The organism is Bifidobacterium indicum (genome assembly GCF_036987015.1).
GTDB lineage: Bacteria > Actinomycetota > Actinomycetes > Actinomycetales > Bifidobacteriaceae > Bombiscardovia > Bombiscardovia indica.
The window spans coordinates 1,069,182-1,094,562 of the sequence record NZ_BTXM01000001.1 but is presented as its reverse complement, the minus strand read 5'-3'; the positions used below and the strand labels follow the sequence as shown (position 1 = coordinate 1,094,562).

Annotated in this window: 17 protein-coding genes, 1 tRNA gene and 1 pseudogene; 14 read left to right on the top strand and 5 right to left on the bottom strand. The window is 58.4% G+C overall.

The genetic code is table 11. The features are described 5' to 3' along the window. The first annotated feature begins 14 nt into the window (after positions 1–14). Positions 15–1,322 (top strand): ABC transporter substrate-binding protein, encoded by a 1,308-nt coding sequence (locus AACP59_RS04755; protein WP_339350117.1) that lies wholly within the window; start codon positions 15–17, stop codon positions 1,320–1,322. A 402-nt stretch (positions 1,323–1,724) separates the two neighbouring features. Here the strand turns inward: AACP59_RS04755 and AACP59_RS04750 are convergent, their stop codons facing one another. Both AACP59_RS04750 and AACP59_RS04745 read right to left on the bottom strand, forming a co-directional pair. Then, positions 1,725–3,740 (bottom strand): glycosyl hydrolase 115 family protein, encoded by a 2,016-nt coding sequence (locus AACP59_RS04750; protein ID WP_339350115.1) that lies wholly within the window; start codon positions 3,738–3,740, stop codon positions 1,725–1,727. 397 nt (positions 3,741–4,137) lie between these two features. Next, entirely contained in the window at positions 4,138–8,064 is a 3,927-nt protein-coding gene (locus tag AACP59_RS04745; RefSeq protein ID WP_339350113.1) for a carboxypeptidase regulatory-like domain-containing protein, read from the bottom strand. A 360-nt stretch (positions 8,065–8,424) separates the two neighbouring features. On the opposite strand from AACP59_RS04745, the gene AACP59_RS04740 reads away from it, so the two are divergent. Further along, a complete protein-coding gene (locus tag AACP59_RS04740; RefSeq protein WP_297316945.1) occupies positions 8,425–8,811 on the top strand; it encodes a VOC family protein in 387 nt (128 codons plus the stop codon). Between the two features lie 65 nt (positions 8,812–8,876). Next, positions 8,877–10,433, top strand: coding sequence for a xylulokinase (locus AACP59_RS04735; RefSeq protein WP_339350111.1), 1,557 nt, complete (start codon positions 8,877–8,879; stop codon positions 10,431–10,433). 161 nt (positions 10,434–10,594) lie between these two features. On the opposite strand, the gene AACP59_RS04730 is transcribed toward AACP59_RS04735, so the two are convergent. Continuing rightward, a tRNA-Glu gene (locus AACP59_RS04730) sits at positions 10,595–10,666 on the bottom strand. 85 nt (positions 10,667–10,751) lie between these two features. Further along, entirely contained in the window at positions 10,752–11,642 is an 891-nt protein-coding gene (locus tag AACP59_RS04725) for a glycosyltransferase family 2 protein (RefSeq protein WP_297316962.1), read from the bottom strand. Between the two features lie 137 nt (positions 11,643–11,779). Between AACP59_RS04725 and AACP59_RS04720 the strand changes: the two genes are divergently transcribed. The 11 genes and pseudogenes from AACP59_RS04720 (at position 11,780) to AACP59_RS04670 (ending at position 24,367) form a co-directional block, all read left to right on the top strand. After that, complete coding sequence (locus tag AACP59_RS04720; protein ID WP_339350109.1) at positions 11,780–13,303, top strand: AI-2E family transporter; 1,524 nt, start codon at positions 11,780–11,782, stop codon at positions 13,301–13,303. Further along, entirely contained in the window at positions 13,303–14,529 is a 1,227-nt protein-coding gene (locus AACP59_RS04715; protein ID WP_297316948.1) for a glycosyltransferase family 2 protein, read from the top strand. Before AACP59_RS04720 ends, AACP59_RS04715 begins: the two co-directional genes overlap by 1 nt. Positions 14,530–14,739: 210 nt before the next feature. Beyond that, positions 14,740–15,556 (top strand): annotated as a pseudogene (locus tag AACP59_RS04710) (ABC transporter ATP-binding protein). A gap of 156 nt (positions 15,557–15,712) precedes the next feature. Continuing rightward, a complete protein-coding gene (locus AACP59_RS04705) occupies positions 15,713–16,054 on the top strand; it encodes a hypothetical protein (protein WP_339350107.1) in 342 nt (113 codons plus the stop codon). A gap of 995 nt (positions 16,055–17,049) precedes the next feature. Continuing rightward, positions 17,050–17,172 carry a hypothetical protein gene (locus AACP59_RS04700; protein ID WP_297316950.1) on the top strand — a complete coding sequence of 41 codons (123 nt, stop codon included), beginning with the start codon at positions 17,050–17,052 and terminating at the stop codon, positions 17,170–17,172. Positions 17,173–17,300: 128 nt separating this feature from the next. After that, positions 17,301–18,713 carry a D-alanyl-D-alanine carboxypeptidase/D-alanyl-D-alanine-endopeptidase gene (locus AACP59_RS04695; protein ID WP_339352930.1) on the top strand — a complete coding sequence of 471 codons (1,413 nt, stop codon included), beginning with the start codon at positions 17,301–17,303 and terminating at the stop codon, positions 18,711–18,713. Between the two features lie 31 nt (positions 18,714–18,744). Beyond that, positions 18,745–19,854 carry a tRNA lysidine(34) synthetase TilS gene (gene tilS / locus AACP59_RS04690; RefSeq protein ID WP_297316952.1) on the top strand — a complete coding sequence of 370 codons (1,110 nt, stop codon included), beginning with the start codon at positions 18,745–18,747 and terminating at the stop codon, positions 19,852–19,854. Continuing rightward, positions 19,841–20,434 (top strand): hypoxanthine phosphoribosyltransferase, encoded by a 594-nt coding sequence (gene hpt, locus AACP59_RS04685; protein ID WP_339350102.1) that lies wholly within the window; start codon positions 19,841–19,843, stop codon positions 20,432–20,434. Before tilS ends, hpt begins: the two co-directional genes overlap by 14 nt. Next, a complete protein-coding gene (ftsH, locus tag AACP59_RS04680) occupies positions 20,431–22,587 on the top strand; it encodes an ATP-dependent zinc metalloprotease FtsH (protein ID WP_339350100.1) in 2,157 nt (718 codons plus the stop codon). Before hpt ends, ftsH begins: the two co-directional genes overlap by 4 nt. A gap of 107 nt (positions 22,588–22,694) precedes the next feature. Beyond that, positions 22,695–23,849: a dihydroneopterin aldolase gene (locus tag AACP59_RS04675; RefSeq protein ID WP_339350098.1), complete on the top strand. Its 1,155-nt coding sequence runs from the start codon at positions 22,695–22,697 to the stop codon at positions 23,847–23,849. Next, complete coding sequence (locus tag AACP59_RS04670) at positions 23,846–24,367, top strand: DUF3180 domain-containing protein (protein ID WP_297316956.1); 522 nt, start codon at positions 23,846–23,848, stop codon at positions 24,365–24,367. Before AACP59_RS04675 ends, AACP59_RS04670 begins: the two co-directional genes overlap by 4 nt. A gap of 75 nt (positions 24,368–24,442) precedes the next feature. Here the strand turns inward: AACP59_RS04670 and AACP59_RS04665 are convergent, their stop codons facing one another. Next, complete coding sequence (locus tag AACP59_RS04665) at positions 24,443–25,357, bottom strand: acyl-CoA thioesterase (protein ID WP_370465966.1); 915 nt, start codon at positions 25,355–25,357, stop codon at positions 24,443–24,445. Positions 25,358–25,381: the final 24 nt, after the last annotated feature.

Genomic DNA, 25,381 nt, shown 5'->3' with positions numbered 1-25,381 from the left:
AGAAAGGTAGTTCGATGAAGAACACAAGAAAGTTACTTGCCATCGCCACAATCGGTGCCACCTTGATATCGATGGCCGCTTGTGGAGGCGGTTCGAAAGGCGGCGATAGCAGTGCCGATTCAGGTGAGCTGTCTGTGGCCTGGTGGGGGAATCAGGATCGTAACGCCCGTCAGGCCAAGGTCAACAAGGCTTTTGAAGAGGCCAACAAGGGCGTGAAAGTCAAGGGATCCTTCTTCGAGTGGAACGATTACTGGAAGAAACTGTCCACTCAGGTTGCCGGGAAACAAATGCCTGACGTGGTAGCCATGGACTACTCCTATCTACAGCAGTATGTCGAGAATGGACAACTTCAGGCTTTGGACGATTATATTTCGGATGGGACCATAAAAACCAAGGGGATTGACAAGAACGTCCTGAATTCAGGAAAGATGAATGGCAAGACCTATGCCCTCTCCCTTGGATCTTCGTCACCGGCCCTGATTTACAACAAGAAGGTTCTGGATCAGGCCGGACTGACCATGCCCAAGTCCATGACCCTTGACGAATTCGAAAAGATGTCGAAGACCATCTACGAGAAAACCGGATATAAAACCAATTTCCGGTATTATGAAGCTTCCGAACTGTTGGAGTACGTCCTGAGAGGCGAGGGTAAGACACTCTTCAAGTCGAAGAAGCTCGGTGTCGATGCTGCAGATCTGAAACCCTACTTCAAAGTGTATCAAGATGGAATCGACCAGGGCTGGCACCTGGGCCCCGATGTCTTTACGGAAATCCAGACGGGGTCTGTTGAACAGGATCCACTGGTGTATGGAAATGATCCGGGTCGTCGGTCCTGGGTCTCGATGAAGTTCACCTCCCAGCTCACGGCCCTTCAGAAAGTCAATAAGGATGCTGATCTGGAACTGGCACCTTGGCCGTCAAGCAATCTGAAGAAGGCCAATTATGTTAAGCCCGGCATGTTCTTCTCCATTTCCAAGAGCTGTAAGAACCCCAAGCTTGCTGCCAAGTACATCGATTTCTACACCAACAATGAGAAAGCCGTCAAGGCCATGCTGACCGATCGGGGCCTCCCGATTGCATCGGAGTCCTTGAAGGCCATTACCCCTATGCTGAGCCCTGAGGAGAAGAAGGTCATCACATTCATGAATGATGTGGTGATTCCTCAATCTTCGGCCATCAACCCTCCATCTCCTGCTTCTGCAGCAACCGTCAATACCCAGACTTTGCCGCAGATCGAGGAGGCGCTCCTGTACAGGAAGATCAATGCTGAAGGGGCGGCGAAGCAGTTTGAGGATGAGGCTAATTCCTCGCTTTCTCGATAAGGAGGTGTCGTGTCTGTCAGTGGATGGATAGGCACACGCTTCACATTGACCCGGCGTCGTTCTTGACGATGCCGGGTCGTTCTTTTCCCGGCTTGCTGCTTCATCGATACCGGTGTTGTCTATTGGATCCGCAGGGTGTCCACCTGTAGTAGGGGTTTGTATGATGTGCAGAGACCACACGTCGCAGGATGCTGTGAATAAGGGATGGTCGGCTTGGGATTTGCGCACAGTCGGCCTGACCAATGCGATGCCGCAGCTGTCCGTGTTGTCGCCCATACGGATAGTCATGGCTCTGGAAGCCCGGGAACGTGAGCTATGGCATGGCGTACCCCACGTAGGAATTCTGAATGACTGTACAGACGCGCCGGTACAGGTTCATACGGTGGGTCTAAGTGATGTCGATCAGCCTTCCCAGACCCGCTTCATGGCTTGGTATATCTGTTCGTCTGTCTCGTGGTTTTCCATGTTGGTCAGAACGAACACCTTTTGCTCGTCGCGTGGGTAGGTGAAATCCCGTTTCCAGGAGTTGAAATACGGACCATCACCCAGGCAGCGCAGATACCCCATAAGGCTGGAACATACCCATGCAGACTGCTTGACATCCGTCAGACAGTCATTGGACCAGAACCCCTGCCATTTTCCGTGCTCGCGTGAGCGCATGGCCTGGTCGGCCTTGAGATACCCCTCCTTGGCGGCTCCTGCCAGATAGAAGGCGCTGCGATAATTTCCCCTACTGGCGGCGGTCAACGCCTTGCATATGAGTAATGAGGCTCGAGAACAATGCCGGTAGATTCCTGCAGCAACCCCGAGATTGTCCCTGAGAAGAGTGGCGCCATCCACATTACCGGCCAACTCCATCGTCAGAGCTTCCCGCCTTACCTCAGTATCCAGATGTCGATATGGTTCCACCGAGGGTTCTATTCGCGTTTGGAAATCATGAATCTGGCCGGCAAGGCATGACCCTGAACTCATCCACTGCAATTCCGGACTTGGGGATTCCTGATTCTTGAGGAATTGGGTGATCAGCACGCGGGGTACGTAATTGAAATACTGCTCGCCTGCATGCTGATCCCAATGCGGTCCATACTGCACAGCTGCCTGATAGTACAAATCAAGGAGCTTCGACAGGGGTCGGCTGTTGGAACAGCGATAATACCGGCGAAGATACTGGTCGGTTTCCGATCTGACGTCGATGCCTCCTGCTTTCCACATCGAAGCAATCAGGTTGAGCATGTAGACGTGGGGCTTGATGTTGGATGCGTTGATAATCCATACCTGATCTCCGCCGTGGTCCAGCACCTCGGTCAGCTCCCTGCTTATCGTGCGAGGGTCGTTGGTCAGGGGGGTGATGTGGTTGGCCGCCTGGAGGTCATAAAAACTGACATGGAAGTATATTCCATTGTTGCCGTGTCCGTCCGGCATGGAGGGAACACGGGGATCATCATTCTCCTGACGGCGTGAGACCATTCGACCGTAACCGTTGTCCGACCAGATCTTGGTGATTCCCGCGGGCAGGCTGAGCAGGTGCTTGCGATAGAGGTCCATGACCTCTCCGTACAGGTACACGACGCAGGGTGCTCCCGGTTCTGCTTCCTGGACGAGTTGGTACTGGCGCCTGATGATTTCCGTCAGGATGTTTCCCCTGTCCCTATCATCGGTGTAGCGGGGATCAGAGGCCCAGAAGGGTCTGTCTCCCTGCCCTCTGAAGCCTAGGGTCCACAGCGTCTTTTGCCCCTTCTGAGCATTGATCGCCTCTCGCCATAGCGACTCGAATCGGTCACGTTCCTCAGGCCATCTGGGCTCCAGGTTGGGGAATGCTGAAGCGAACATACGTGCACCCAGCGGGCATGCATGATGCTGGTTGATGTAGAGTCCCATTTGTCGGGCCAGGGCCAGATGCGGTTCCCCGCGCTGTCCGGAACCGGGGATGACCAGATTGCCACCCAGACGATAAATGGTTTCGAAGGCCAAACGCCAGGGAAGGTCCGGGTCGTTTTCCACCTGCCAATGCTCGAGCAGCACCTCGTCATTGATGAAGACGCCGCGGTATCGGACGGCGCTTTTCGTGCTTTCCAATTGGAATGAGTCCGGCAAAGGTATCGAGTCGACCTGGGTGAAATGCTGGTCGTTCCAGAACCAGAGGTCCTTGACCCCCAGGACAGTCCTGCTGAAAGCATACAGACCATAGATGAAACCGAAGTCATCGCCTGCTTCGATGCATAGCGAACCATCTGCGACACTGATCCTGTAGGCCTCGGTCTCAAGATCGGTCTGCACGAGGCATACGGGTGAACCTTCCTCAGTGCCTGGCTTCAGTACCGAGGCCAGATCCCGCCTGATGTCGTCGATGGCGTACTCTACGGATGTGCCGGGTCTGTCACAAAGTATCTTGGTGGTTGACCGTATTGTGATGGACATAGTTCCTCCAGAACCAGGCGGTCATTGTTGACCGCTAATACCCTATGCAATACAGGGTATCCATGATTTCTGAAAAAACCATTATTGTTGCCGTAAATTGTTGTTTTCCTGATGCCGGTTACGGCCATTGTCAGGATACGGTTAGGCATAACCGATGGATGCAGTTGTGCCTTAGCCGTATGACCGACATGATATCTTCAGACATTGCCGGGGGCTTCGCCTATCGACTCGCCCTGCCTGGATGGTCGGTTGAGACATCACCCTTTCTGTCTGCCATAACCGGAGGTCTCTGGTCGTCTATGTTTCGAGGTTGCGAAGACCGGGAGCAGAAGGCCGATCGAGGAACCCGGACCCGCCATTCCGATTATGGGGGAGGGGGTCTTGATGCCGGTTGCTGTCAGTGCTGATGGACTGATCTTCTTGCTGTTTTGAATGACAGGAGGCTTTGTCGGGTGACGGTCCATGTAGTGATTTTGTCGATCGAGTCAGATGTTCCCATGACGGTCCCGATGTCGCCGGAACCCGTATTCGTATGATCTTTACTGCGGGTTACCTCGATTACATACTTTCCTGTTTCACCTGTAAAAGAATCGGTGACGACTGTAATCGTGGTAAGACCGGAAAGGAGGGGTACCGTAATTGTGTTACCGGCTACAGGGATGCCGTTGACCGTTATCGACTGCCCGTTCCATCCCCGTACCCATTCGACGGTCACATTCTTCACCGCGTCTGTGAGAACCTGCCGGGGGATGTATGGGTGGTCGTCCCCCTGACCATCGTAGGCAAAGTCGTCTTTGAAACTGAGACCGTCCAATGACAGTCCCTGAAGGTAGGTTGTCTGGGATGGATTGGTGCGGATGATGTCAATATGATAACGATGCTCCGTTCCGTCCTGTGCCGTGACGGTCACCTGGATGGTTGTTCTGATGGCGGCATCCTGATCAGGTGCAGTCGCGACAAGCTCGACATCCCTTTCCATACCTACCGGTTCACCGTTGATGCAGACCTGGGCCAGGGGGTCCGTAGGGGTGATGGACAGGGTCACCTTTCGGGTGAAAGGATTTTTCAAGGTCGCGGCAACAGATGAGCTGGCTGCTTGTATGGGCAGGGAGAGCGATTCATTGGCGGTCCGTATCCGAACAGCATCAAGAGTTACGACGTTGGTGTGCGCCGGTTCTCCCTTTCCGATTCTGAGATAATCCACCAACCAATCTCCGCGGTTGGAACCGTTGATAAACAGATTGAAGTAATCCAGGGTTCCGTCAGCAGGTGTCGTCCTCAGGGGTTGGTCCCGGACCACGGGATTGTTCATATCGTCTACGTAGAGACTGAAGGTGCCGGTATCAAGATTTGCGACGTTTTTGATTTGGTACCACTTCCCCACAACATAAGGGCAGACTGCGGTGGTCTGGCTGGAACCCACGGTCGCATGGGTGATGATATTTGATCCGGAGAATCCGAAGGTGGCCGAGGGGTTGCTTGAGGCAGCCGGGTCCGTTGTATTCCACTCAAGCGCATTATAGGAATATATGGCAGCCTGGTTGGGGGACGGGTTGGCGGTGGTGCGCTTGACACGCGCCTCCATGGTGACCGTCCCCTTCAAACCCAGTGGGCGCTTGTTGAACACCGCCAGTGTCCCCTTCCTGCTCGAGGTCTTATCTAGTTTGAGGTATCGGTTTGAGGGGTTTTCCGGATCGGACTCGATGGATGTCGAGCCTATGCTGTTCAGTTTCTGTGAGGTCAGTGCACCGTCCCTCGTCTCGACGAAACCACCCAAGGGTTCCCTGTTGAAATTCTCGTCGATGATGGGTTCATAGGTTTGTATCTTCTTCAGGTCAAGATTGAGATGTGTGGTGCGCGCAGCCTCTATCGATATTCCTGTCTGCGTCGCGGTCTGATATCCGGATTTGCCGGCATCGACCTTGTAACCCTTGCCTGCGGGAATCTTGTTTATGCGATACGTTCCGTTCCTGTCGGTGGTTCCGTCTGCCAGGGTATCTCCGTTGCGGTTCTTCACTGCGACGTCGGCTCCGGGGACACCCGTACCCATGGAGAATACGGTTCCGCTCAGGGCCCCCTTGGTGGTTCTGACCTGCCCCAGAGACAAATCAAGTATCACAGTCTGACCGTTGGCTACCTGAACCGTCACGATGTTTCCAGGATCGTAGCCGTCCTGTTCGGCGTTCAGTCCATAGGTCCCTGCCGGTAACTCCACAGCGTAATGCCCGTTGGAATCGGCAACGATCTCGACGGGGGCATTGGATAGCCTGGCCTGCGGGACAGGGCGGCCCGCCCGATCAAGGACCGAACCGGCCAGTACGCCATCACCCGGTTGTGGGGAGTAGGACCCAGGGCCGATATCGGGTCTCGTGTTGAGTGTTTTTCCCGAAAAGTCCACTGAAGCGGTCGTGCGGTCCGTTACATCCGCACCGGTGATTTTGAATCCAGGTGCCAGAGTTGCAAGGTTGACGGGAAGGCCTGCTGCTATGAGCGGAGAATCAATCGATCCGATGGCTATGTTACCTATATCAACTGCAGGGTCCCCTTTCAGGTGAGGATTTCCTGTGACGGCTGATGCATCCGATGGGGGGGAGGGAAGGTCTTCGCCGTAATAGGCATTGTCTGAGAAGGTGACGCCGCCGGGCCCGTCTTGGAAGAGTACGCCATTGGTTCCGGTTTTGGTGTTGATGAAAACATTGTTGAATAGGTAGTGAAGGTTCCTGTCCGTGCAGATTCGTGACGTGTCCCCCGAAGAGGCAAAGAAATGTACCTTTCCATCTGTATTGGCGGGCCCAGGACTCTGTGAATTGTAGAGGAGATTATTGTAAATCACGTTGACTCCGGAATCCCCGTGCGGGTTGATGTAGTTCCTGTCCACATTTCGTACCAGGTTGTATCGAACCAATGCTGAACTAAAGGAGAAACCACACAGGAGGAATCCCTCACCCGAATCGTGGATGTAATTCTGTTCGAAAAGTATGTTGGAGGTCCCCCTGTCGGCATCAATGCCATTTGAATCAGCGGCTCCTGTGCGCCGTTCCAGGTCGCCGACTTCGTTGTTGGTCACACGTATGTTGTCGGTCCAATACAGTTCGATACCTGAAACCCCTGCTCCATCGATCAGATTGTCTTCGATGGTTGATCCTTGTACGCTGGTCAGGTAGATGGCATCCCACCCGTACTGAGTGTTCTTATTGGACAGGTAATTCCCGCGTATGATGATTTTTGTGTGGGGAGACCAGTCGGGATCTTCTTGAAGTGTCCCCTGAGTGTCTACGCTGGCCATCGCCCGATCGCCCCAACCCGGCTTCTTGTCTTGGTATCTCGCTGTGCCCATTCCAGAGAACTGTTTGAAGACAATGTTGGCAAAGGCGGTATCGATAATGTAATTGTCATATATTTGTATGTCTTTGAACCGGGATGCGATTCGCGAATCACCCTTGAGACCTTCAAACACGATGCCACCTGTCCTTTTCGATCGGTCCACTCCGGCCTTGCTGACGGACCAGGTCACTCCTGCCACATCGTGGATGAAGAGATCGTGAATCAGATATCCGCTTTGGACGCCGGTGCTTGCCGCTTGGATATGGAGGGCGCGGAGATCGCCTGTATCAGGGTTTTCCGTGCCAGGTACCTGACCGCTTCCGGATTGGGCGCTAAAATGCATGGAGTCGAATCCGTCTTTCTGGTTGCTGATATCAAGATTGGAAATGTCCCAGTATTGCTGATTGGTGAGCTGAATGGTGTCATTGACTACTCCCATTCCCAGAAGTTTCGGAGCAACACCCTCACCATAGCTGGACAGAATTATCGGACGGTCTGAACTTCCTGAGCCTTTTGGCGCTAGGAGCGCACTCGGCATAGCTCCAGCCTCACCATGGGTGTCGGTGGGTCGATTCCCGTTCCACGCAGTGAATGAATAGGCTTCTTTGGCTGTGGAAGAACCATGGGCCGACCATGCACTGCCAGCCCTTAGGAGGATTTCATCACCGGGATGGAAGGTTATTTGGTTCGGCTTGGACAGTGTCTTCCAAGGACGTGCCGGGCTTTTCCCGTCATTCGTATCATTTCCGTGGATGGAATCCACGTAGTATGCAGTTCCTAACGGTTCATGGTCGTTTTGGTCATGAACCGAGAGGCTTCGATGTTGCCCGATGAAGCGTCCTTCCTGACGCAGCCCGCCTTTGTCGGTATAGCCGGTGGTTCCTGATTGCTTATGTGAAGAAGGAATGAGTGCATTGGCGGAAGCCGTAGCGCCTGGAATCAGGCCGGTGATGAGCAGGACCGTCAGCAGCCAGATTCTGTAATGGGGTAATGCTCTCATGCTTTTGCTTCCAATCTTCGGTGTTGGTTGTGTTGCTGTATAGGCGGGAATTTCTTCCCGCCTGATTGGTCGGCCATGACCATCGTGTTAAGGGGCAGGCGGGCGTTGACCACTCTGCTGTCTGGCGAGGAATCTGTAACCAACAAGGCCTGCGCCTTATGGGATATATCAATTATAGTACTTTCTGCACATCAAAGAAAAATACTGCAAAACACTGTAAACACGATGTCTGTTGAATCGATAGTTCTGCTCGGCCCAGGCCGCCAATGGGCCAAGTCCAAGCGGTTTGTCATGCCGTTCATGCTGATCACTCCGGTTCCTCTTCCGTCGGCTTCTTATGATTGGCATAAGATGAAAGGCATGATTGACCATCTGACGCTGATGGTCCGGGATATGGGCCGGTCCGTTGATTTCTATACCAGGGCCTTGGCTCCGCTCGGATACGTGGCCAAGGCGCATCACGAACCCACCATCGGCTTTGGCGTTGCCGACGACGGTCTCCATTCCGATTTCTATCTGACACCGGCCGGAAGTGACGCCTGCTCGCCCTTGACCCACATAGCCTTCAGGGCTTCCGATGCCTCGGTGGTCGATGCCTTCTACAGGGAGGCGATCGCTGCGGGCGGGCGGGGGAACGGGGTCCCCGGTCCTCGCGACTACCACCCGGGGTATTACTCGGCCTTTGTGTTGGATCCGGATGGGATCAATGTGGAGGCGGTCGTGGACTGGTCAGGGTTACGGGCGTAGTGCCACCAGTCCACATTGGGGGCCTTTCAAGGTCCAGGGCGGCTTGGGATGCCTAGGATGACTCCATGACCTATATTGCCGCTTTCGATGTAGGGACCACGCAGGTCAAGGCCGTCCTCGTGGATGAGAAGGGTGTCGGCAGGGTCCTCGCATCCAGCGGCCCCCTCCCAATCCAAACGAGGGAGGGACATATCGAGCAGAATCCCGAGGATTGGATTCAGGCTTTCATTGAGGTGACACGGCAGCTTCTGACCCAAGCCGTTCGGGAACTCGAACACTTCAGTGCCAGCGAGCTGAAGGGCATCGTCATGAGTGGGCAGATGCAGGACCTGATCGCCTTGGACGGGCAGGGGCAGCCCCTCGGGCCGGCCATACTCTATGCGGACGGCAGGGCGGGTGACGAGGCTGCCGAGTTGGTGGAAACCTATGGTGAGGAGACCTTCCGCACCCTGGTGGGGAACCCCTGCGAAGGGTCCCTGCCCGTGGCCAAGTTGATGTGGATGGCCAGGCACCAGCCGGAAAGATATGCAAGGGTGCGGCATGTGCTCATCGATGCCAAGGACTATCTGATCTGGTGGTTGACGGGAGCATATTGTGGCGATGTGACCGCCTGCTCGACCGCAGGTGCCATGGACCTGAGGTCGCGGCGGTGGAGCGGGGACATCCTGGCTGCGGCTGGATTGAATGCCAAGGTCTTCCCTGAGCTGTATTCACCCTGGGAAGTGGTGGGTGTCAGTACGCCCGGTGCTTCCGCGGCAACCGGCTTCTCCCCGGGAACGGCCGTCTACGCGGGAATGGGGGATGCCGGAGCCTCAACCTTGGCGGGTGGGGTGTTCCGGCCTGGTCAGTTCAACATCAACCTGGGCACATCCGGATGGATCGCCACAGTTTCGGACCATGCGGTGACGGACCGCGCCGGTATGGCCAACCTGGCCTACCTGGGTGAGGACACCATCATCAACACGGTTCCCTTCCTGAACGCCGGAAACGTACACCGCTGGGCTTGTAAGGTCTTTGCCGAAGCCGGAGCCGTCTCTGACCAGGGGGATTCCGCGAATGACCGTGCCGGTGATGATGGCGAATCGTACCTGCGGATGGGCAGGCTCTTGGAGTCCAGCCCTGCCGGAGCCGGGGGACTTGTCTGCCTGCCATATTTGGTGGGGGAGCGCTTCCCGATGATGAACCCATCGATCCGCGGGGCCTATGTAGGTATCTCCTCGGATACCCGGGCCTGCGACATGGCCAGGGCCGCTCTGGAAGGGGTCGCCTACTCGATTCGCCAGGGTCTTGATCTCATGGGCATGCCGGTGGAACGCGTCACACTCATCGGTGGCGGTGCCCGTGAGACCCGGTGGTGTCAGATGCTGGCGGACATCCTGTATGCCCCCGTCCAGGTGCTGGATGATGCCCACGTCATGCCGGCCCTTGCCCTGGCCGGTCTGGTCTCGGCACGGCAGGGGGTGCTACCCTCATCACGACCGGATCTGCACGGTGTGGAGGATTTCCTGGAATCCACCCTGGCCGGTCAGATATATGCCCCGAACAGCGCGAATCGTCAGGTATACGATGCCGCTTACAACCGGTTCAGACGCCTGTATCCGGCCATCGACTCAGTGAAATAGACCACCCGTTCCAGGTGCTGAGCTCATCGGGCGACAGCCGGGAGTCAACCGTACTAAGAGGAATTCCAGGAAGCCAGGGGAACAAGGGTGCAGGCAGACTTGCAATCGGCGTGTCTGTGTTTATTCCCTGCAAGCCATCAGTAGGCTTCTCGCGTGATGTGTACCCCCGGAGAGAGTCGAACTCTCGTTGTCAGATTGAAAGTCTGGTGTCCTAACCGTTAGACGACGGGGGCGAACGTGCCCATACTACCCGGCCCCCCTAGACCAGGCAAGCCAGGTGTCGTGTCGGGTGCCGGGCGGCCCCAGGCTAGGACAAGCTCAGTCCGCCTGGTTCATCTCCTGTTCGCGCCGATGGAAGAGCTCCATCTGTTCGCTGATCCATACCCGTTCTGCCGGGTTGATGTCGGCCGATTCCAGGTACTTCTGGTAGACGGGGTAGAAGGCCCTCAGGATCGGGTAGAGGGCGTAGAGCGTATGCTCCGGCTTCTGTTCCCGGGTGTGCTGCGGGTGGGCGTCGAAGGTGTTCTTGAAACGCTGCATGTATCTCCGGAAGGAAGGGAAGGAGGTATCCATCCTCCGGGCCGATATGCCGGCATTCATGTCCTTGCAGTAGACGGTCTTGAAGCCCTGGTCGATCAGGTGGAGGGAGATATCGACGTCTTCGTGCATGATGTCCGCCTTGTCCCGGCAGACCTTGTTGCGGATGGCCTTCCAGGCGGTGGCCCTCAGTGCCATGTTGGAGCCATAGAGCAGATACTGGCCGTCGTCGGCCCGGTAGATGGCCTTGCGGATGGTGTTGTCGCCCTTGAGGCCAATGGTCTTGCCTGGCATGTCGTAGTATGCGACGGGACCGGTGGCACCCATGGCCTCGGGGTCCTCGGTGAATATCCTGCTGACCACTTCCACCCAGTTCGGCCTGAGCATGCAGTCCGCATCGATGCGTCCCAGTACATCACCCCTGGCGCTGTCCAGGCCGAAGTTCCTGCTGGGGATCAATCCCTGCTCCTTGTCCTGATGAAGGAGTCCGACATGGGCGTCGGGATTGTGATCGATGAAATCCTGGACGATGGCTGCCGTGCGGTCGGTGGACTTGTTGTCCACCACCAACACCTCAAGTGGCGCCTGGCTTTGTCTGGTGGCATTGACGAGGCAATCGGCTATGCGATCCTCCTCATTCCAGGCAGGAATGACTATGGAAACGGTCAACATATATCTCAGGATACGTGTCACCGGCTACACCAGCAGAAACCGGACGGCTCGGGATGGGGATGGAGGGGATGGTCGCAGATCGAAGCGGTGTGCGCTGAATATCGAATCATGTCAGCATGATTGGGATAATGGGGACCATGGCGAACGATACAAAGCAGCAGTTCGATTTTGCGACCGTCTTTCCGCCCAAGGGCGACCCTCGCAGGCCACCGGAGTGGTTCGGTCGTGCCCTTCTCTATGCTGTCATAGCGGTATTCCTTGCATGGTTTGCATACTCCTCATGGTGGAAGCTGGAATTCCTGGTCCTGGATGTGATCATCTCCGTCTTCGTGGCCCTGGCCATGGAACCGCTGGTGGTCAACCTGGTCAGGCACGGGTGGAAGCGCGGGGCCGCTTCGGCCGTTACCCTGGTCGGACTGATTATTGTCGTCATCGTCCTGATGGGCTTGTTCGGCAACCTTTTCGTCAAGCAGCTGATCGGTATGGTCAACGGAGCTCCGGCCTTTTATGACCAGATGGTGGACTTCGTCGAGAAATACACCCAGTGGCGAATGCCAGCCATGCAGGATCTGGGTGGTGAGATAGCCAAGAACATCCAGACTTCCTGGGTGACCGACTTCGCCGGACAGGCCCTGACCACGACCGTAGGCTTCTTCGGAGCCATCATCAACATCATGACGGTCCTCCTGGTCACCTATTACATTTCCGCAGCCGGTCCCAGACTCCGTCGAAGTCTCTGCCAGTGGCTGGGACCCAACAGCCAGCGTCGTTTCATTTTCGTGTGGACCATCGCCCAGGATCAGATCTCCAGCTTCCTCTTCAGCAGAACGATCCTGGCCTTGATTTCCGCAGCCTGCATGTCAGTCTTCCTGGTTGTTCTCAAGGTGCCCTATTGGCTCCCCCTGGCCCTTTTCTGCGGTCTGGTCTCCCAGTTCGTTCCCACCATCGGCACCTACATCGGCGGTGCCATTCCGATCGTGGTGGCCTGGGGAAGCAGGGGAATCCTGATAGCCATAGCTGTCCTGGTCTACATCATCATCTACCAGCAGATCGAGAACCTCCTCCTGGCGCCGAAGATATCGGAGCGGACCATGGATCTCAACCCGGCCGTAGCCTTCCTTTCGGTTCTGGCCTTCGGTGCCGTCTTCGGAGCCCTCGGAGCCTTCCTGGCCCTGCCTCTCGCGGCCAGCTTCCAGGCTATATTCAACGCTTCCATCAAACATTATGAGCTGATCGATTCGCCCCTGATGCAGGACCCCAAGCCGGTCGGCAAGTCCAAGGTGGTCGAGGGGGTCGAGGCCTTCAACGAGCACGTGATACAACCGGTAACCAGCCATGTGGGCGGTCGTTCGGCCAAGGGAAGCAGCGCCAGGGTCAGCGTTCAGGACCCGGTCTCCATGATTGCCGAGCAGATCTACCGGCCTCCGACAGCCGAGGATCTTGACGAGTCGCAGACCATGGCCATTCCCAAAACCAATGCGGTTTCGGGCACGAACAGGCTCAGGGGGGTCGAGGATGCGGCTGTCGACCATGGGGTTCCGGGATCTGCGGACCAGGAATCCGACCATGCGGAATCGGGGAGTCCGAGATCAGAGCGCGCGAATTCCGAAGGACCCTCCAGGTCGTCCAGAAAGAGTAATCCGCGTAAGGGATGGCGCTGATGGCCTTCCTGAAGGTTCTCGACATCCTCATGATGATCCTGGGGTCGGTCGGCATCGTCTACCAGGCCATCTGCATCGTCACCTCCTTCGTGGCCAAGCCGGTGGTCTTCCCCGAGGCACCCTTCGACAAGCACTTCGCGGTTTTGATCTCCGCCCGTAACGAGGAGGGCGTGGTCGGTACGCTGATCGATTCCATCCATTCGCAGACCTACCCCAGCGGCATGGTTGACATCTGGCTTGTGGCCGACAACTGCACCGATGATACTGCGGGCCTGGCCCGGTCCAGGGGATGCCACGTGATAGAGCGGCATGATACCGAGCACATCGGCAAGGGATACGCCCTTTCCTACCTGCTTGACAAGATCATCAGCCGGGGATATTCCAAACGCTATGATGCATATTTCGTCTTCGATGCCGACAACAGGCTCGACAGGCACTACATCGAAGAGATGAACAAGGCCTTCCAGTCCGGGTTCCGTATCCTGACCAGTTACCGGAACTCGGTCAACTTCTCGGACAACTGGGTCTCCTCGGGCTCGGCCCTGTGGTTCATCAGGGAATCCCGCTTCCTCAACTCCTCCCGAATGGTCTTCGGGTCCAGTTGTCACGTGGGGGGCACGGGATTCATGTTCTCCAAGGAGGTGATGGAACGGAACAATGGCTGGAAGTTCCACCTCCTGACCGAGGATCTGGAATTCACCATGGACTCCGTGTTGCACGGGGATCGGATCGGGTACTGTGGCACCGCCATCCTCTACGACGAGCAGCCTGTAACCTTCAAGCAGAGCTGGCGCCAGCGACTGCGGTGGAGCAAGGGCTTTCTCCAGGTCTTCCGTTACTACGGTCCGGCCCTGATCAGCCGTGCCTTCCGTGAACGTGACTTCTCGGCAGTCGACCTGACCATACTCATCTGTCCTTTGACCGTTCTGGCCGTCATCCGTTGCGTCTTCGGTATCCTGTTCCCGGCGCTCGGTTTCGTTACCTGGACCAGTCAGATAACCGAGCTGGTGGATTGGGTCGCCTCCGCGGTTCTGGGAATCCTGGCTCTGATGGGCCTGGCCGCCATCACCGTCCTGGCCGAACGCGATAAAATCGGTGCCTCCAACAAGGAGCTTTTTGCCTATTGCCTGAGTTTTCCCATATTCATGCTGAGTTACCTGCCCATATCCTTTCAGGCCATCTTCGCCAATCCCGGTTGGAAGCCCATCGAGCACAGCGGCAGGTAGCCATCCCCCTCCCCAGGGTGCCGTGGAGACCTCCAGGTTCCGCGGAATGTCAGCTGTCTGGGATGATTTGATGTGGCATAAGGTAATAACGGACAATGCATACGCAGATCGGGGGATATCATCCATGTCTCCTGCTCCCGAAGGTGTCATGTCTGTCCCGGCTGATTCATCCGTATCCTCCGCCCGGCGATTGATGGGGGGGTAGGCCCCATGGCGGCGCCCGTCCCCGTTGTCTTGCCCCCCGGTCCTCATGCCGCCATTTCCATCCGCGGCCTGGTCAAGACCTTCCAGGACAAGGTTACGGTCAACTCCCCTCTCTCTTGATATTCCCAGGGATCCTTCTACGGGTTGGCCGGTCCCAACGGGGCGGGGAAAACCACCATGCTGAATATGGCTACCGGGCTTCTCCCTCCTGATTTCGGCCAGGTCATGATTCTGGGCCGGGATGCCCGGTCCGACATCAATGCCTCCGCGTTCCATCGGAGTCATGCCCCAGGCAGACCAGATCTTCGACAGAGTGACCGGGCTCCAGTTGCTTGTTTACGCGGGTATGCTACGAGGAATGCCCAGGCGGGAGGCCAGATCAAGGGGAAAGGACCTGTTGCTGGCCTTCGACATGGCCGAGGATGCCGGGAAGCAGATCAATGAGTATTCATCAGGTATGACCAGGAAGATCTGTCTGGCCTCGGCCATGATTCACTCGCCGCGCATCCTCATCCCGGATGAGCCATTCGAATAGGTCGAACCGGTCTCCAGCGTCAATCTGAGGGACAGCTTGGTCGAGTATGTCTCCACCCGGGGCACAGTGGTCATTTCCTCGCACGTCATGGCCCTGGTGGAAAGGATGTGCACCCGTGTGGCCGTTATCGACCACGGACTGGTCCGGGCCGACGGGACCATAGCCCAGGTCGCCGCAGGGGAGGACCTGGAGGACTGCTTTCTTGACCTGGTCGGTGGACGCCGTGCGGCCATGAGAATTGACTGGCTCGATGGTGGTGGACAGTCACCGGCGAACAATACCCGATGAGCACGATACGTTCCATCATTGCCCTGCGCTGGGCACTCACCATGGGGACCCTGAGGAAGTCCTCCTGGCAGGTGATTGCAGCCATTCTACCGGTCATTCTGGGACTCGGTGTCGCCATAGCCTGCTGGTCTGTTGCCGTGGAAGCCGGTTTCCCGGATGTCCGGGGCCGGTTTCGACGAGTCCATATGGGTCGGTGTCGTATCGGTTCTCCTCCTGACGGTCGTCAGTTTCATGGTCATTCTTGTCCGGATGATGGTCATTGGTCAGGGCTCCGGCATGAGTCCTGACCGATTCGTCCTGTATGGCATACCTGACGGTCGGTTGCAGACCGGGATCTACCTGGCCGCCCTGGCAGGCCCCGCCTCCGTATTCGGACTGGTCTGCCTCCTGGCAGTGGTGCCCCTGTACAGGAGCCGGGGTGCCGGACCCATGCTGGCGGCTGTCCTGGGTGCCGTGCTGGGCCTGGCGGTGCTTCACGCGTCTCCATGGACCTGGTGACCACCCTGGTTGCTTCCAAGAGGGCGAAGTGCGGGTTTTACCTGATAGCTTTGCGTTCTCCTTCCTGATCTGCCCTCTGCCGCCCATGATCACCTCTGAGGCATCCTTCCGTGGCCCCGATGCGGATGGGCTGGTTAACGGCATCGGATATCCTGGCCTGGACCCCACTGGGGGCGGCTTTCCGCTTGCCTCAGGATGGTATGGGGGTTCCTGGCCATCCTTCCTCGGCCGGGTGGTCATTGCACTGGTGACCCTGGTCCTGTGCGGTCTGGCTGGGATCCGGTGCCTTCGGCATACGTGATTCGCCCATGATCGCGAGATGGTAAGAAAACAGGGCTCCGGGGCTCTGGGTGCCTTCAACCGGGTTCCCGATCCGTCGATGGGGGCCGTTGCCGCTCGTCTGGTGGCTTACATGCGCAACGACACCCGCAGAATCGTATACCTTGTTCCCTATCCTGCTCATGATCGTTTTTGCCTTCCAAGTCGGTACCGCCCCCTCCCTGTCTGGTTCGTCCCAATCATGGGTGGCTCCATACTGATGATGGTTGAGGGCAACAATCTGGCCTACGACGGTAGGGGTTGACCATGGAGGTCATGGCCGGCGTGCGCGGGTTGGATGACCGGTCGCGGCAGGAGTTGGGTCGCCGTTCGTTTAGAACTGCCGTATTTGCCTATACTCTGCCTGATCTGTTTCCTGGTAACCGGCTGCTGGAAGAGCGTTTTCGATCTCATGGGGGTGTCGGACCTGGTCTGCCTTACCTGTGGCGTTGTCCCATCCGGATCCGGTGTTGCCCAGGTCATCTCGACTGTGTTGATCTACCCGGTGGCCCCCATGGACCGTCCCTCCTCCACCCCGCAGGGGAGGGTCGTATCCCAGTCATTCATACCGCTCCTTCAATTCCTGGTGCAGTTCGTTACCATGATTCCGACACTAATAACGGCCGTTCCTGTACGTTCTCTTGCGCCTTCCGGATCTGCTCTGGCCGATTGCTCCGGTGGCTTTGGCCAATGGCCTGATCATCTTCATGGTCGGCGTCCATTGGGGCGGCAGGCTTTTCGACAACCGCCAGTTCAACATCATCCGTACGCTTGACCGATTCGCCATCCTTCAGTCATGATGGTGGGGGTCAGGTCGGACTAGGCTGTCTGATGTTCGTGCCCATTACCCGTATGAGGGGGACTTCCATGCAGGAGAGTGCAATTGGCTGGTAGACACCGGGGGGTGCTGACCCGCAGGTCATTGGTGATGCGTCGATGGAGGGCGGCCCTGTCCGTTCTGGTGTCTGCGGCCCTGATCTGCGGATATGCGGCTGCGGATGCCCAGGATGTACTGCCCGGTCCCCTGACCCTGAAAGCGACCAGGGCCAGGACGGCGTCACCAGCCAGAACCATGCCGGCACCCCCCGGTGGTCTCGGTGCAGCCGGCGTCGGTGGACCAGTCAATCAGGTTGAGGCTCGGCAGCTGGTGGAGAAGTTCGCCGACAGTCCCGGTCTGGGGCAGGATTACTCCCTGGTCATCCGCCAAGCGGACGGGAGGCCCGTCATCCAGGAATCGGCCCAGGTGGCCCGCCAACCTGCTTCGACCATGAAGACCCTGACGGCGGCCGCTGCCGCCTCCGTTCTGGATATGTCATCACATCTGGCTACTGATGTGCGGATCAGTGATGTCGCGGGTGACCATGCCCGGCTGGTCCTGGAGGGTCATGGCGACATGTTGCTGGGGTCTGGTACCAACGACTCCCACCATGTCAACGGTCGTGCGGGCCTGGCCACCCTGGCCGCCATGACCACGGATGCCCTGCGCAGAACAGGGGTCAGCCGAGTAACGGTGGCCTATGATGACGGTCTCTTCAATGATGCTGGACAATCCGAAGGTCTTCAGGAGAACAATCCTGGCGGAATCTACTTTCAGGAACCGACGGCCCTGGCCGTGGACCAGGGCCGTGACTGGTCCGGCACCCAGCGAGGCGGCGACCCGGATGCAGGAGACGTCTATCTGCCCAGGGTCCCCCAGCCGGCGGCCCAAGCCGCACTGATCTTTGCCGGAGCCCTGTCGGGCAACGGCATCGGGGTGGATAATCCGGACCGACCCGATCGGGCTGAATCCGGCCGGGGTCCTGTCATCGCCAGCGTACGATCCGCTCGCCTCAGCGAGATCATGGCGCTGATGCTCAGGACCTCCGACAATACGCTGGCGGAACTCTTCGGCCGTTTGACGGCGATGAAGATGGGCAAGGAGAATCGTCCGGAAGGTGCCGTAAGGGCAGTCACGGAAACCCTCAACCGTCTCGGGGTCGATACCAAGGGGCTGGTGATGGCTGATTGCTCCGGTTTGGCACCCGGTTCCGCACTGAGCGTGAATACCCTGGCCCAGATACAGGAGCTTGCCCTGGGAGCCAGGGGAATCGCCCCTGTGGCCAAGGGGCTCTCGGTCGTGGGACTGGCCGGAACCGCCGCCACCAGGAAGGTTGACGACCATGCCGATGGACTGGTCAGGGTCAAGACCGGCACATTGGACCAGGTCACCTCGATGACCGGGAACGTCTCCCGGAGGTCCGGCGGAAGTCTGGTCTTTGCCGTCATCGTCAATAATCCGCGGGATATGGCCGCAGCCAAGCAAGCCGTGGATCTGTTCGTCACTTCTCTGGATCGCCTGTAGCCGTGCGTCAGTCGGAAGGGGTTGGTGTCTTGTGGTCTATTCCGCGCAGATGAAGAAGGCCGTAGGAGCCCTGCGTTCCTGCCTTGAGGATGCCGGTCTGAGGAGGCAGGATGGCCGATTTGCCAGACACGGCAGACATCGCCCCGATCCGGATGCGCCCCTCATTCTGGTGGCCTGCTCCGGTGGGCGTGACTCCATGGCCCTGGCAGCGGTCTCCGCGAAGGTCTCGGCCATGTTGGGGCTTCGCTGTGGGGCCGTGCTGATTGACCATGGGCTGGCCAAGAACTCCGATCGGATCAGTCTCAAGGCTGCAACTGATTGCCGACGTATGGGGCTGGACCCCGTACGGGTCAGGCCCATCCATGTGCCCCGTACCGGCGCGGGTTTGGAGGCCGATGCCCGCGAGGCCAGATACGAGGCCTTGGGGGAAGAGGCCAGGCAGGTCAATGCTTCGGTCATCCTCCTGGCCCATACCATGGATGACCAGGCCGAGACCGCGCTCATCGGACTGATTCGTTCCCGGGGTTTGGATGCAATCACCGGTATGGATATCCGGATGAATCGGGGCGGACTGGAGTATCTTAGGCCCTTCCTTGGTATGACCAGGCAGGATACCACGCAAATCTGCCTGCAGCAGGGACTCTCCTGGTGGGATGACCCCACCAATGGAGACGGGTACCCGGCTGATCATACCCTGCCGGATGACTTCCCCCTGCGTTCCCGTGTGCGCCATGACCTCCTGCCCGCGCTGAGTCGGTTCGCCGGGCATGATATGGTCCGCAGCCTGGCCCAGGGGGCCGACATGGCCAGGCGCGACGCTGCCTACCTGAACCGGCAGGCGGCGGCCCTGGTCGATCAGGTGATCGATGCTCCCGAACCCGATGATGCCGCTCATGGTATCCTGGTCCGGCTGAACGCCCGACGACTTCGCGACCAGGATCCCGCTCTTCGCCTGCGTTTCATGGTCCATCTTCTGACCGATTTGGGCATCCAGGCCGATTCCTCGCAGATCAGGGCTCTTGACTCCCTGGTCTCGGACTGGCACGGACAGCGGGGGCCGGCATTTCCCAGCTCGTATTCAGCTTTTCGTAAGAGTCAGGTCATTCTCATATGCAATGATGGACACCATGCGAATCGCTGATATTCAATCCCACATCGATCATGAGTTGGTATCCAAACAGCAGATAGAGGACTTGATCCAGAGGACGGCCACCCGTATCAGCGGGGATTATCAGGGAAAGAACCTGATGATGGTGGCCGTGCTCAAGGGGGCTTTCAACACCCTCGCCGCCCTTTCCCAGGCCGTGACCATTCCGGTCCAGATCGAATTCATGAGCATCTCCAGCTACCCCGGCCGGAAGACCACCGTTTCCGAGGGCGATATCGAGATTCGCATGGACCTGGGGTGTGATGTACGCGGACGGCATATCCTGATTGTGGAGGATATCATCGATTCCGGATACACCTTGCATTGGCTGGTGAACATGCTTCGGTCGCGTGGAGCCGCATCGGTGGAGGTCTTCGCCCTGCTCGACAAGAAGGTCAGGCATGAGGTCGAGGTCGAGGTCAAATACCCCGGATATGTCATTCCGGACGAGTTTGTAGTGGGATTCGGACTTGATTACGACGAGCGTTACCGTAATCTGGATTCGATTGCCGTACTCAAATCGGATGAGTATCTGGATCAGGAACAGAATCAGAATCAGGGGAAGCATTCATGAGCTACTCGCAGGGACCACAGCAGGGCCCACCCAAGAACAACGGCAACGGGGGCAATGGCCCGGACAGGGGCAACCCCTTCTTCAACTTCAACAGCGACAGGGGTGACGGGAACGGTTCCGGCGGGAACAGGTCCTTCTGGCGCTCGCCCTGGCTCTGGGCCATCCTGTCCATTTTGATCATCATGGGTATCTTCGGCTTCTTCAACAGTCAGAACGGCCCCCAGACCATCGACACCAAGGATGGTCTGGCGCTCCTGGCCGGTAACCAGAAGAGCGGGGAGGTCAAGTCAGCCGAGATCACCGAGAAGATGCAGGTGGTCGAGCTCAAGCTGAACAACGACTTCACCAAGGAGGTCGACGGCTTCCGGGGCAACAGGACCACGAAGAACTTCGGCAAGGACGTCCAGTTCTACTATGTGTTCGACCAGGGCCCCCAGGTGGTCAAGGCCGTGGAGAAGGCGGGGCTGAGCGAGGGATACAACTCGGTTGTTCCACAGACCAGCATGATGAGTCTGCTGATTTCGTCGGTCCTGCCCATGCTGATCATCCTGGGCGTGTTCTGGTTCCTTCTTTCCCGGATGTCATCGGCCGCCGGGGGCAATATGTTCGGCATGGGGGGCAAGAAGAGTTCGGCCCGGCTCAACGACGGACAGACCCCCAAGACCAAGTTCTCCGACGTTGCCGGCGAGGATGCGGCCGTCCAGGAGGTCGAGGAGATCAAGGACTTCCTCAAAGATCCCTCCAAGTACAAGGCCCTGGGCGCTCGTATACCCCGTGGCGTGCTGCTTTACGGACCTCCCGGAACCGGTAAGACCCTCTTGGCCAGAGCCATCGCCGGTGAGGCCAGCGTGCCCTTCTATTCCATGGCGGGTTCGGACTTCGTCGAGATGTTCGTGGGTCTGGGCGCCTCCAGGGTGCGTGACCTCTTCGACGAGGCCAAGAAGAACGCACCGGCCATCATCTTCATCGACGAGATCGATGCCGTGGGCGGCAAGCGCGGATCGGGAATGAGCGGTGGCCACGATGAACGTGAACAGACCCTGAACCAGCTCCTGGTCGAAATGGACGGTTTCGACAACGACACCAACCTGATCATCATCGCAGCAACCAACCGACCCGACATCCTGGACTCGGCCCTGTTACGCCCCGGACGGTTCGACCGGCAGGTCGCCGTGGAGGCCCCCGATCTGGAGGGCCGTGAGGCCATCCTCAAGGTGCATGCCAAGGGCAAACCCTTCGTGCCGGACGTGGATCTGCACACCGTGGCTGTCAGGACTCCGGGGTTCACCGGTGCCGACCTGGCCAATGTCCTGAACGAGGCGGCCCTATTGACGGCTCGCTCCGATGCCCAGCTGATTGACAACCGGGCCATCGATGAGGCCATCGACCGCGTGCTGAGTGGCCCCAGGCGCCGCACCAAGGGAATGGCCCTGGAGGAGATGCGCAACACAGCCTACCATGAGGGTGGCCACGCCATGGTCGCTGCGGCCCTCCACCACACGGACCCGGTTACCAAGGTCACCATCCTTCCGCGTGGTCGTGCCCTGGGCTATACGGCTGTCATGCCCACCCAGGACCGGTACTCCCAGTCGCGCAACGAGCTCCTGGATCAGATGGCCTATGCCATGGGCGGCCGGGTGGCCGAGGAGGTCGTCTTCCACGATCCCACCACAGGTGCCTCCAACGATATCGAGAAGGCGACCGGTATCGCCCGCCAGATGGTCGTCGAGTATGGGTTCTCTTCGAAGCTTGGAGCCATCAAGTGGGCTGATGAGAACGACCAGGATTCCGGACTCGACGCACTGAAGCCCCATAACTACTCGGAGCAGACGGCCGAGATCATCGACAAGGAGGTCCTCGACCTGGTCGAGACCGCCCACAACGAGGCCTGGCAGATCATCAGCCAGAACAGGGAGGTTCTTGACGAGCTGGTTCGTCAGCTCCTGGTCAAGGAGACCCTGAACAAGAATGAACTGGCTGCCATCTTCTCCAACCTGAAAATGGCGCCTGAACGGGCACTCTGGCTCTCCAACGAGAACCGCCCCGATTCCGATCTTCCTCCGGTGGAGATTCCCAAGGCGCTTGAACAGAGTGTCAACGGGGAGGCTCCGCAATCCGGGCAGGAGCCCGGTTCCTCCGTACAGGGCAGGTAGGTTCGGGAAGAGCTGCCGCCGGAAACGGTTTCCTGGGTCCTGTATCCCACACGATGCAATGAGGTGGGGTAGATCATTGGCCGGATATGACCGAGAGGGGTTGAGACATGGATTCGATTCAGTTGAGCCGGATCAGGGCCAGACCCCTGCATCCTCGTGATGGTGCAGACTATGTCTATCAGGTCGATGCCACCCTCTTTCTGGACCTGAGTGAGGCCGGTCGTCTCGACGATGCCACCGAAACCGTGGATTATATCCAGGTGGTCAACAGAATCGTCTCCCTGGTCGAGCATGAGCCCGTCGTCCTTCTGGAGGCACTGGCCGCCAAGGTGGCCGATGCCATTCTGCTCTCCCATCAGGTCAGACGCACCAGGGTCCGTGTTGCACGGCTGGGTGCCAATGACCAGACCGAGACGAATTTCCGGGTCAGCGTAACCCTTGAGCGGGCGGTCGATGGCTCGGATGCGGCGAGCACCGCCTCGTTGGTTTCAGCCCAGGAACATGAGATCGACAGTGCCGATGCCGAGGATACGGTGGGGGAAGTGCACCCTACCCACGGGTCGGCCGCAACCCATCCATCCGTGGATCATGACTTCCTCCGGCGGCACCGCGAGGCACGGAACCGTCATCCCATGGGCACCATCCATGCAGGAAGTCAGGAAGATGCCGACACCTATGGGGACGGTGGCCGCCAGTCGGTTGAGAACCCAGGGGACGGATCTGAACCATCCTTGTCCACTCATCGGGTGGTCATTTCCATGGATGGGGCGGGGGAGGATTCCCAGCAGGCCATGTATGTGGCTCTCACCTCCATGGACGGGATGCCCGGCAGTCAGGTCGTCGGGATCTCACCCCTCTATTCCTATAGGCCCGGCCCTGGATCCAATGACGGGGCCCACCTCTGTGCCGTGGCCATCCTGCATACCCCCTTGGCTCCCCGCGACCTTATCGAGACCCTGCGCATGATTGAGTCCGCCTGCAGGACGGTTGGGAAACGGGATCCGGAAGGCGACGATGGACCGCTCAGTCTGACCATGGTGGATTACGGGGGCATGATGGTCGATGATGAAGGTCTGGACATCCCCCCCGTCAGGACAATCGGCAGTGCCTCGGTCCTGGTGCCCTGGGCCTTTCTTGAGCCGAATGCCGTCCCGGTCGGTTCGGATGATGGGGGGTCAGTTGCCCTTCTCTCCCGTAGGGCACCGGACGGGGACCGCCTCGACCTCCTTTCCGAGAACTGGATATTGGATGGTTTGTCATGAGAACACGTCGCACGCCCATTGCCTACTATTTCGTTGCCCTTGCCTTGGGCATGGCCGGCGGTCTGGTCGTCTCCGAGGTCAGCATGTCAACCAGGGCCGACCTGATGGGGGTGCACTGGCTGGTTTCCCTGCTACTGCTTGCCTTGGGGGTGCTGGTTCTGATCATGTGCGTCCAGGTCCACCGATATGCCAAGGGTGAACGCAAGGAGTTGGACTCCCGCTTCGCCGTCAATGCCCTGATCATGAGCAAGTCCTTGGGAATAGCCTGCGCGGCCTTGCTGGGTTGGTACGGCGCTCAGGCCCTGATGAGCATGGGGCATGCCAGTGCACCCTACTACGCTTCGGTCATGGTGGAGTGCCTGGTGGCAGCGGCCGTGTGCCTGGTTGATGTGGTCATCGGGGCCGTGGGGGAGTGGCTCTGCCAGCTGCCGCCGGATGAGGGGCCTGAGAACCCGGAGAAGCGTGGTCCCAAGACGGGCCGCATGCCGGATGCCGTCCAGAAGAATCGTACCGACTGATTCCCTGCCAGGCGCTCGGGGCTCAATATCAAGGGGCTATCGCAAGGGTCTCGGCCAGGCCGGTCCAGGGAAGCATCAGTCCTTGTTGTTGGCATCCTGAGGGACCCGGATCATGGCTTCCTGGATCATGACGGAGGCCAGGGCGCCATCGCGGGTATAGACCTTGGCCACACAGAGACTGCGACCATGGTCGGCCACGGGGGAGTCCTGGACGAAGAGGTGCCACTTATTCAGGTCGATGTCCTGATACCACCACATGGAATGATCGATGGAGGCAAAGGAGATTCCCCTGGTCGTGATGCCCAGGCCGGAACGGCGCAGGGCCGGTTCCATCATGATCTGGTCGCACTCCAAGGCCAGGAGGGCCCGGTTCATGGTCTGCGACATGTCCAGATGGCCATCGGTCCGGCTCCAGACCATCTGACGGCCGGAATCCTTGGCCACGGCCTCCTTGTCGACGCCCATCAGGACGGTCTTGCCCAGGTGGCGGATGTCGAACGGCGACTGGGTTACGTAGTAGTCGGCGAATGATGACTTCTCGGCATAGGGCCGCATCAGATCCTTGGCGCTGGTCAGGTCTTCCGGATCGGGCAGGTCACCGGGCATGGGGTCTGCGTATCTGACACCATGCTGGCCGGATTCCTGGTAGGACAGGACGGTCGTCAGTATGGAGCCCTTGGATTGGAGCACATCCGTTCGGCGGGAGGAGAAGGACCTGCCGTCACGCAGGGTCTCCACGTCCACCCTGACCTCTTCTTCGATGCTTCCGGTACGCAGGAAGCATGCATGAACGGAGTTGGGCAGGCGTCCCTCAGGAACCGTTCTAGACCCGGCCATGACGGACTGGGCCACGATCTGGCCCCCATAGATGCGCTTGGTGGGGAAATAGAGCGAGTCCCCCCTGAAGAGGGTGTGAGCACCCTCCTGGCCGGTCCTAACGACATCCAGGACCTTGACCACGTGCTCCAGTGGCGTTTCTTCCGGTGTCATGCTTTCCCCCATCCCAGCTTGTTT

Excerpts from the sequence above, each read along its gene's own strand:
- AACP59_RS04720 (WP_339350109.1), top strand. The coding sequence starts at position 11,780 with ATGGCGAACGATACAAAGCAGCAGTTCGATTTTGCGACCGTCTTTCCG.
- AACP59_RS04670 (WP_297316956.1), top strand. The coding sequence starts at position 23,846 with ATGAGAACACGTCGCACGCCCATTGCCTACTATTTCGTTGCCCTTGCC.
- AACP59_RS04715 (WP_297316948.1), top strand. The coding sequence starts at position 13,303 with ATGGCCTTCCTGAAGGTTCTCGACATCCTCATGATGATCCTGGGGTCG.
- AACP59_RS04745 (WP_339350113.1), bottom strand. The coding sequence starts at position 8,064 with ATGAGAGCATTACCCCATTACAGAATCTGGCTGCTGACGGTCCTGCTC.
- AACP59_RS04675 (WP_339350098.1), top strand. The coding sequence starts at position 22,695 with ATGGATTCGATTCAGTTGAGCCGGATCAGGGCCAGACCCCTGCATCCT.
- AACP59_RS04725 (WP_297316962.1), bottom strand. The coding sequence starts at position 11,642 with ATGTTGACCGTTTCCATAGTCATTCCTGCCTGGAATGAGGAGGATCGC.
- ftsH (WP_339350100.1), top strand. The coding sequence starts at position 20,431 with ATGAGCTACTCGCAGGGACCACAGCAGGGCCCACCCAAGAACAACGGC.
- AACP59_RS04695 (WP_339352930.1), top strand. The coding sequence starts at position 17,301 with ATGCGTCGATGGAGGGCGGCCCTGTCCGTTCTGGTGTCTGCGGCCCTG.
- AACP59_RS04665 (WP_370465966.1), bottom strand. The coding sequence starts at position 25,357 with ATGACACCGGAAGAAACGCCACTGGAGCACGTGGTCAAGGTCCTGGAT.
- AACP59_RS04755 (WP_339350117.1), top strand. The coding sequence starts at position 15 with ATGAAGAACACAAGAAAGTTACTTGCCATCGCCACAATCGGTGCCACC.
- AACP59_RS04740 (WP_297316945.1), top strand. The coding sequence starts at position 8,425 with ATGATTGACCATCTGACGCTGATGGTCCGGGATATGGGCCGGTCCGTT.
- AACP59_RS04735 (WP_339350111.1), top strand. The coding sequence starts at position 8,877 with ATGACCTATATTGCCGCTTTCGATGTAGGGACCACGCAGGTCAAGGCC.
- hpt (WP_339350102.1), top strand. The coding sequence starts at position 19,841 with ATGCGAATCGCTGATATTCAATCCCACATCGATCATGAGTTGGTATCC.
- AACP59_RS04750 (WP_339350115.1), bottom strand. The coding sequence starts at position 3,740 with ATGTCCATCACAATACGGTCAACCACCAAGATACTTTGTGACAGACCC.
- AACP59_RS04705 (WP_339350107.1), top strand. The coding sequence starts at position 15,713 with ATGTCCGGGGCCGGTTTCGACGAGTCCATATGGGTCGGTGTCGTATCG.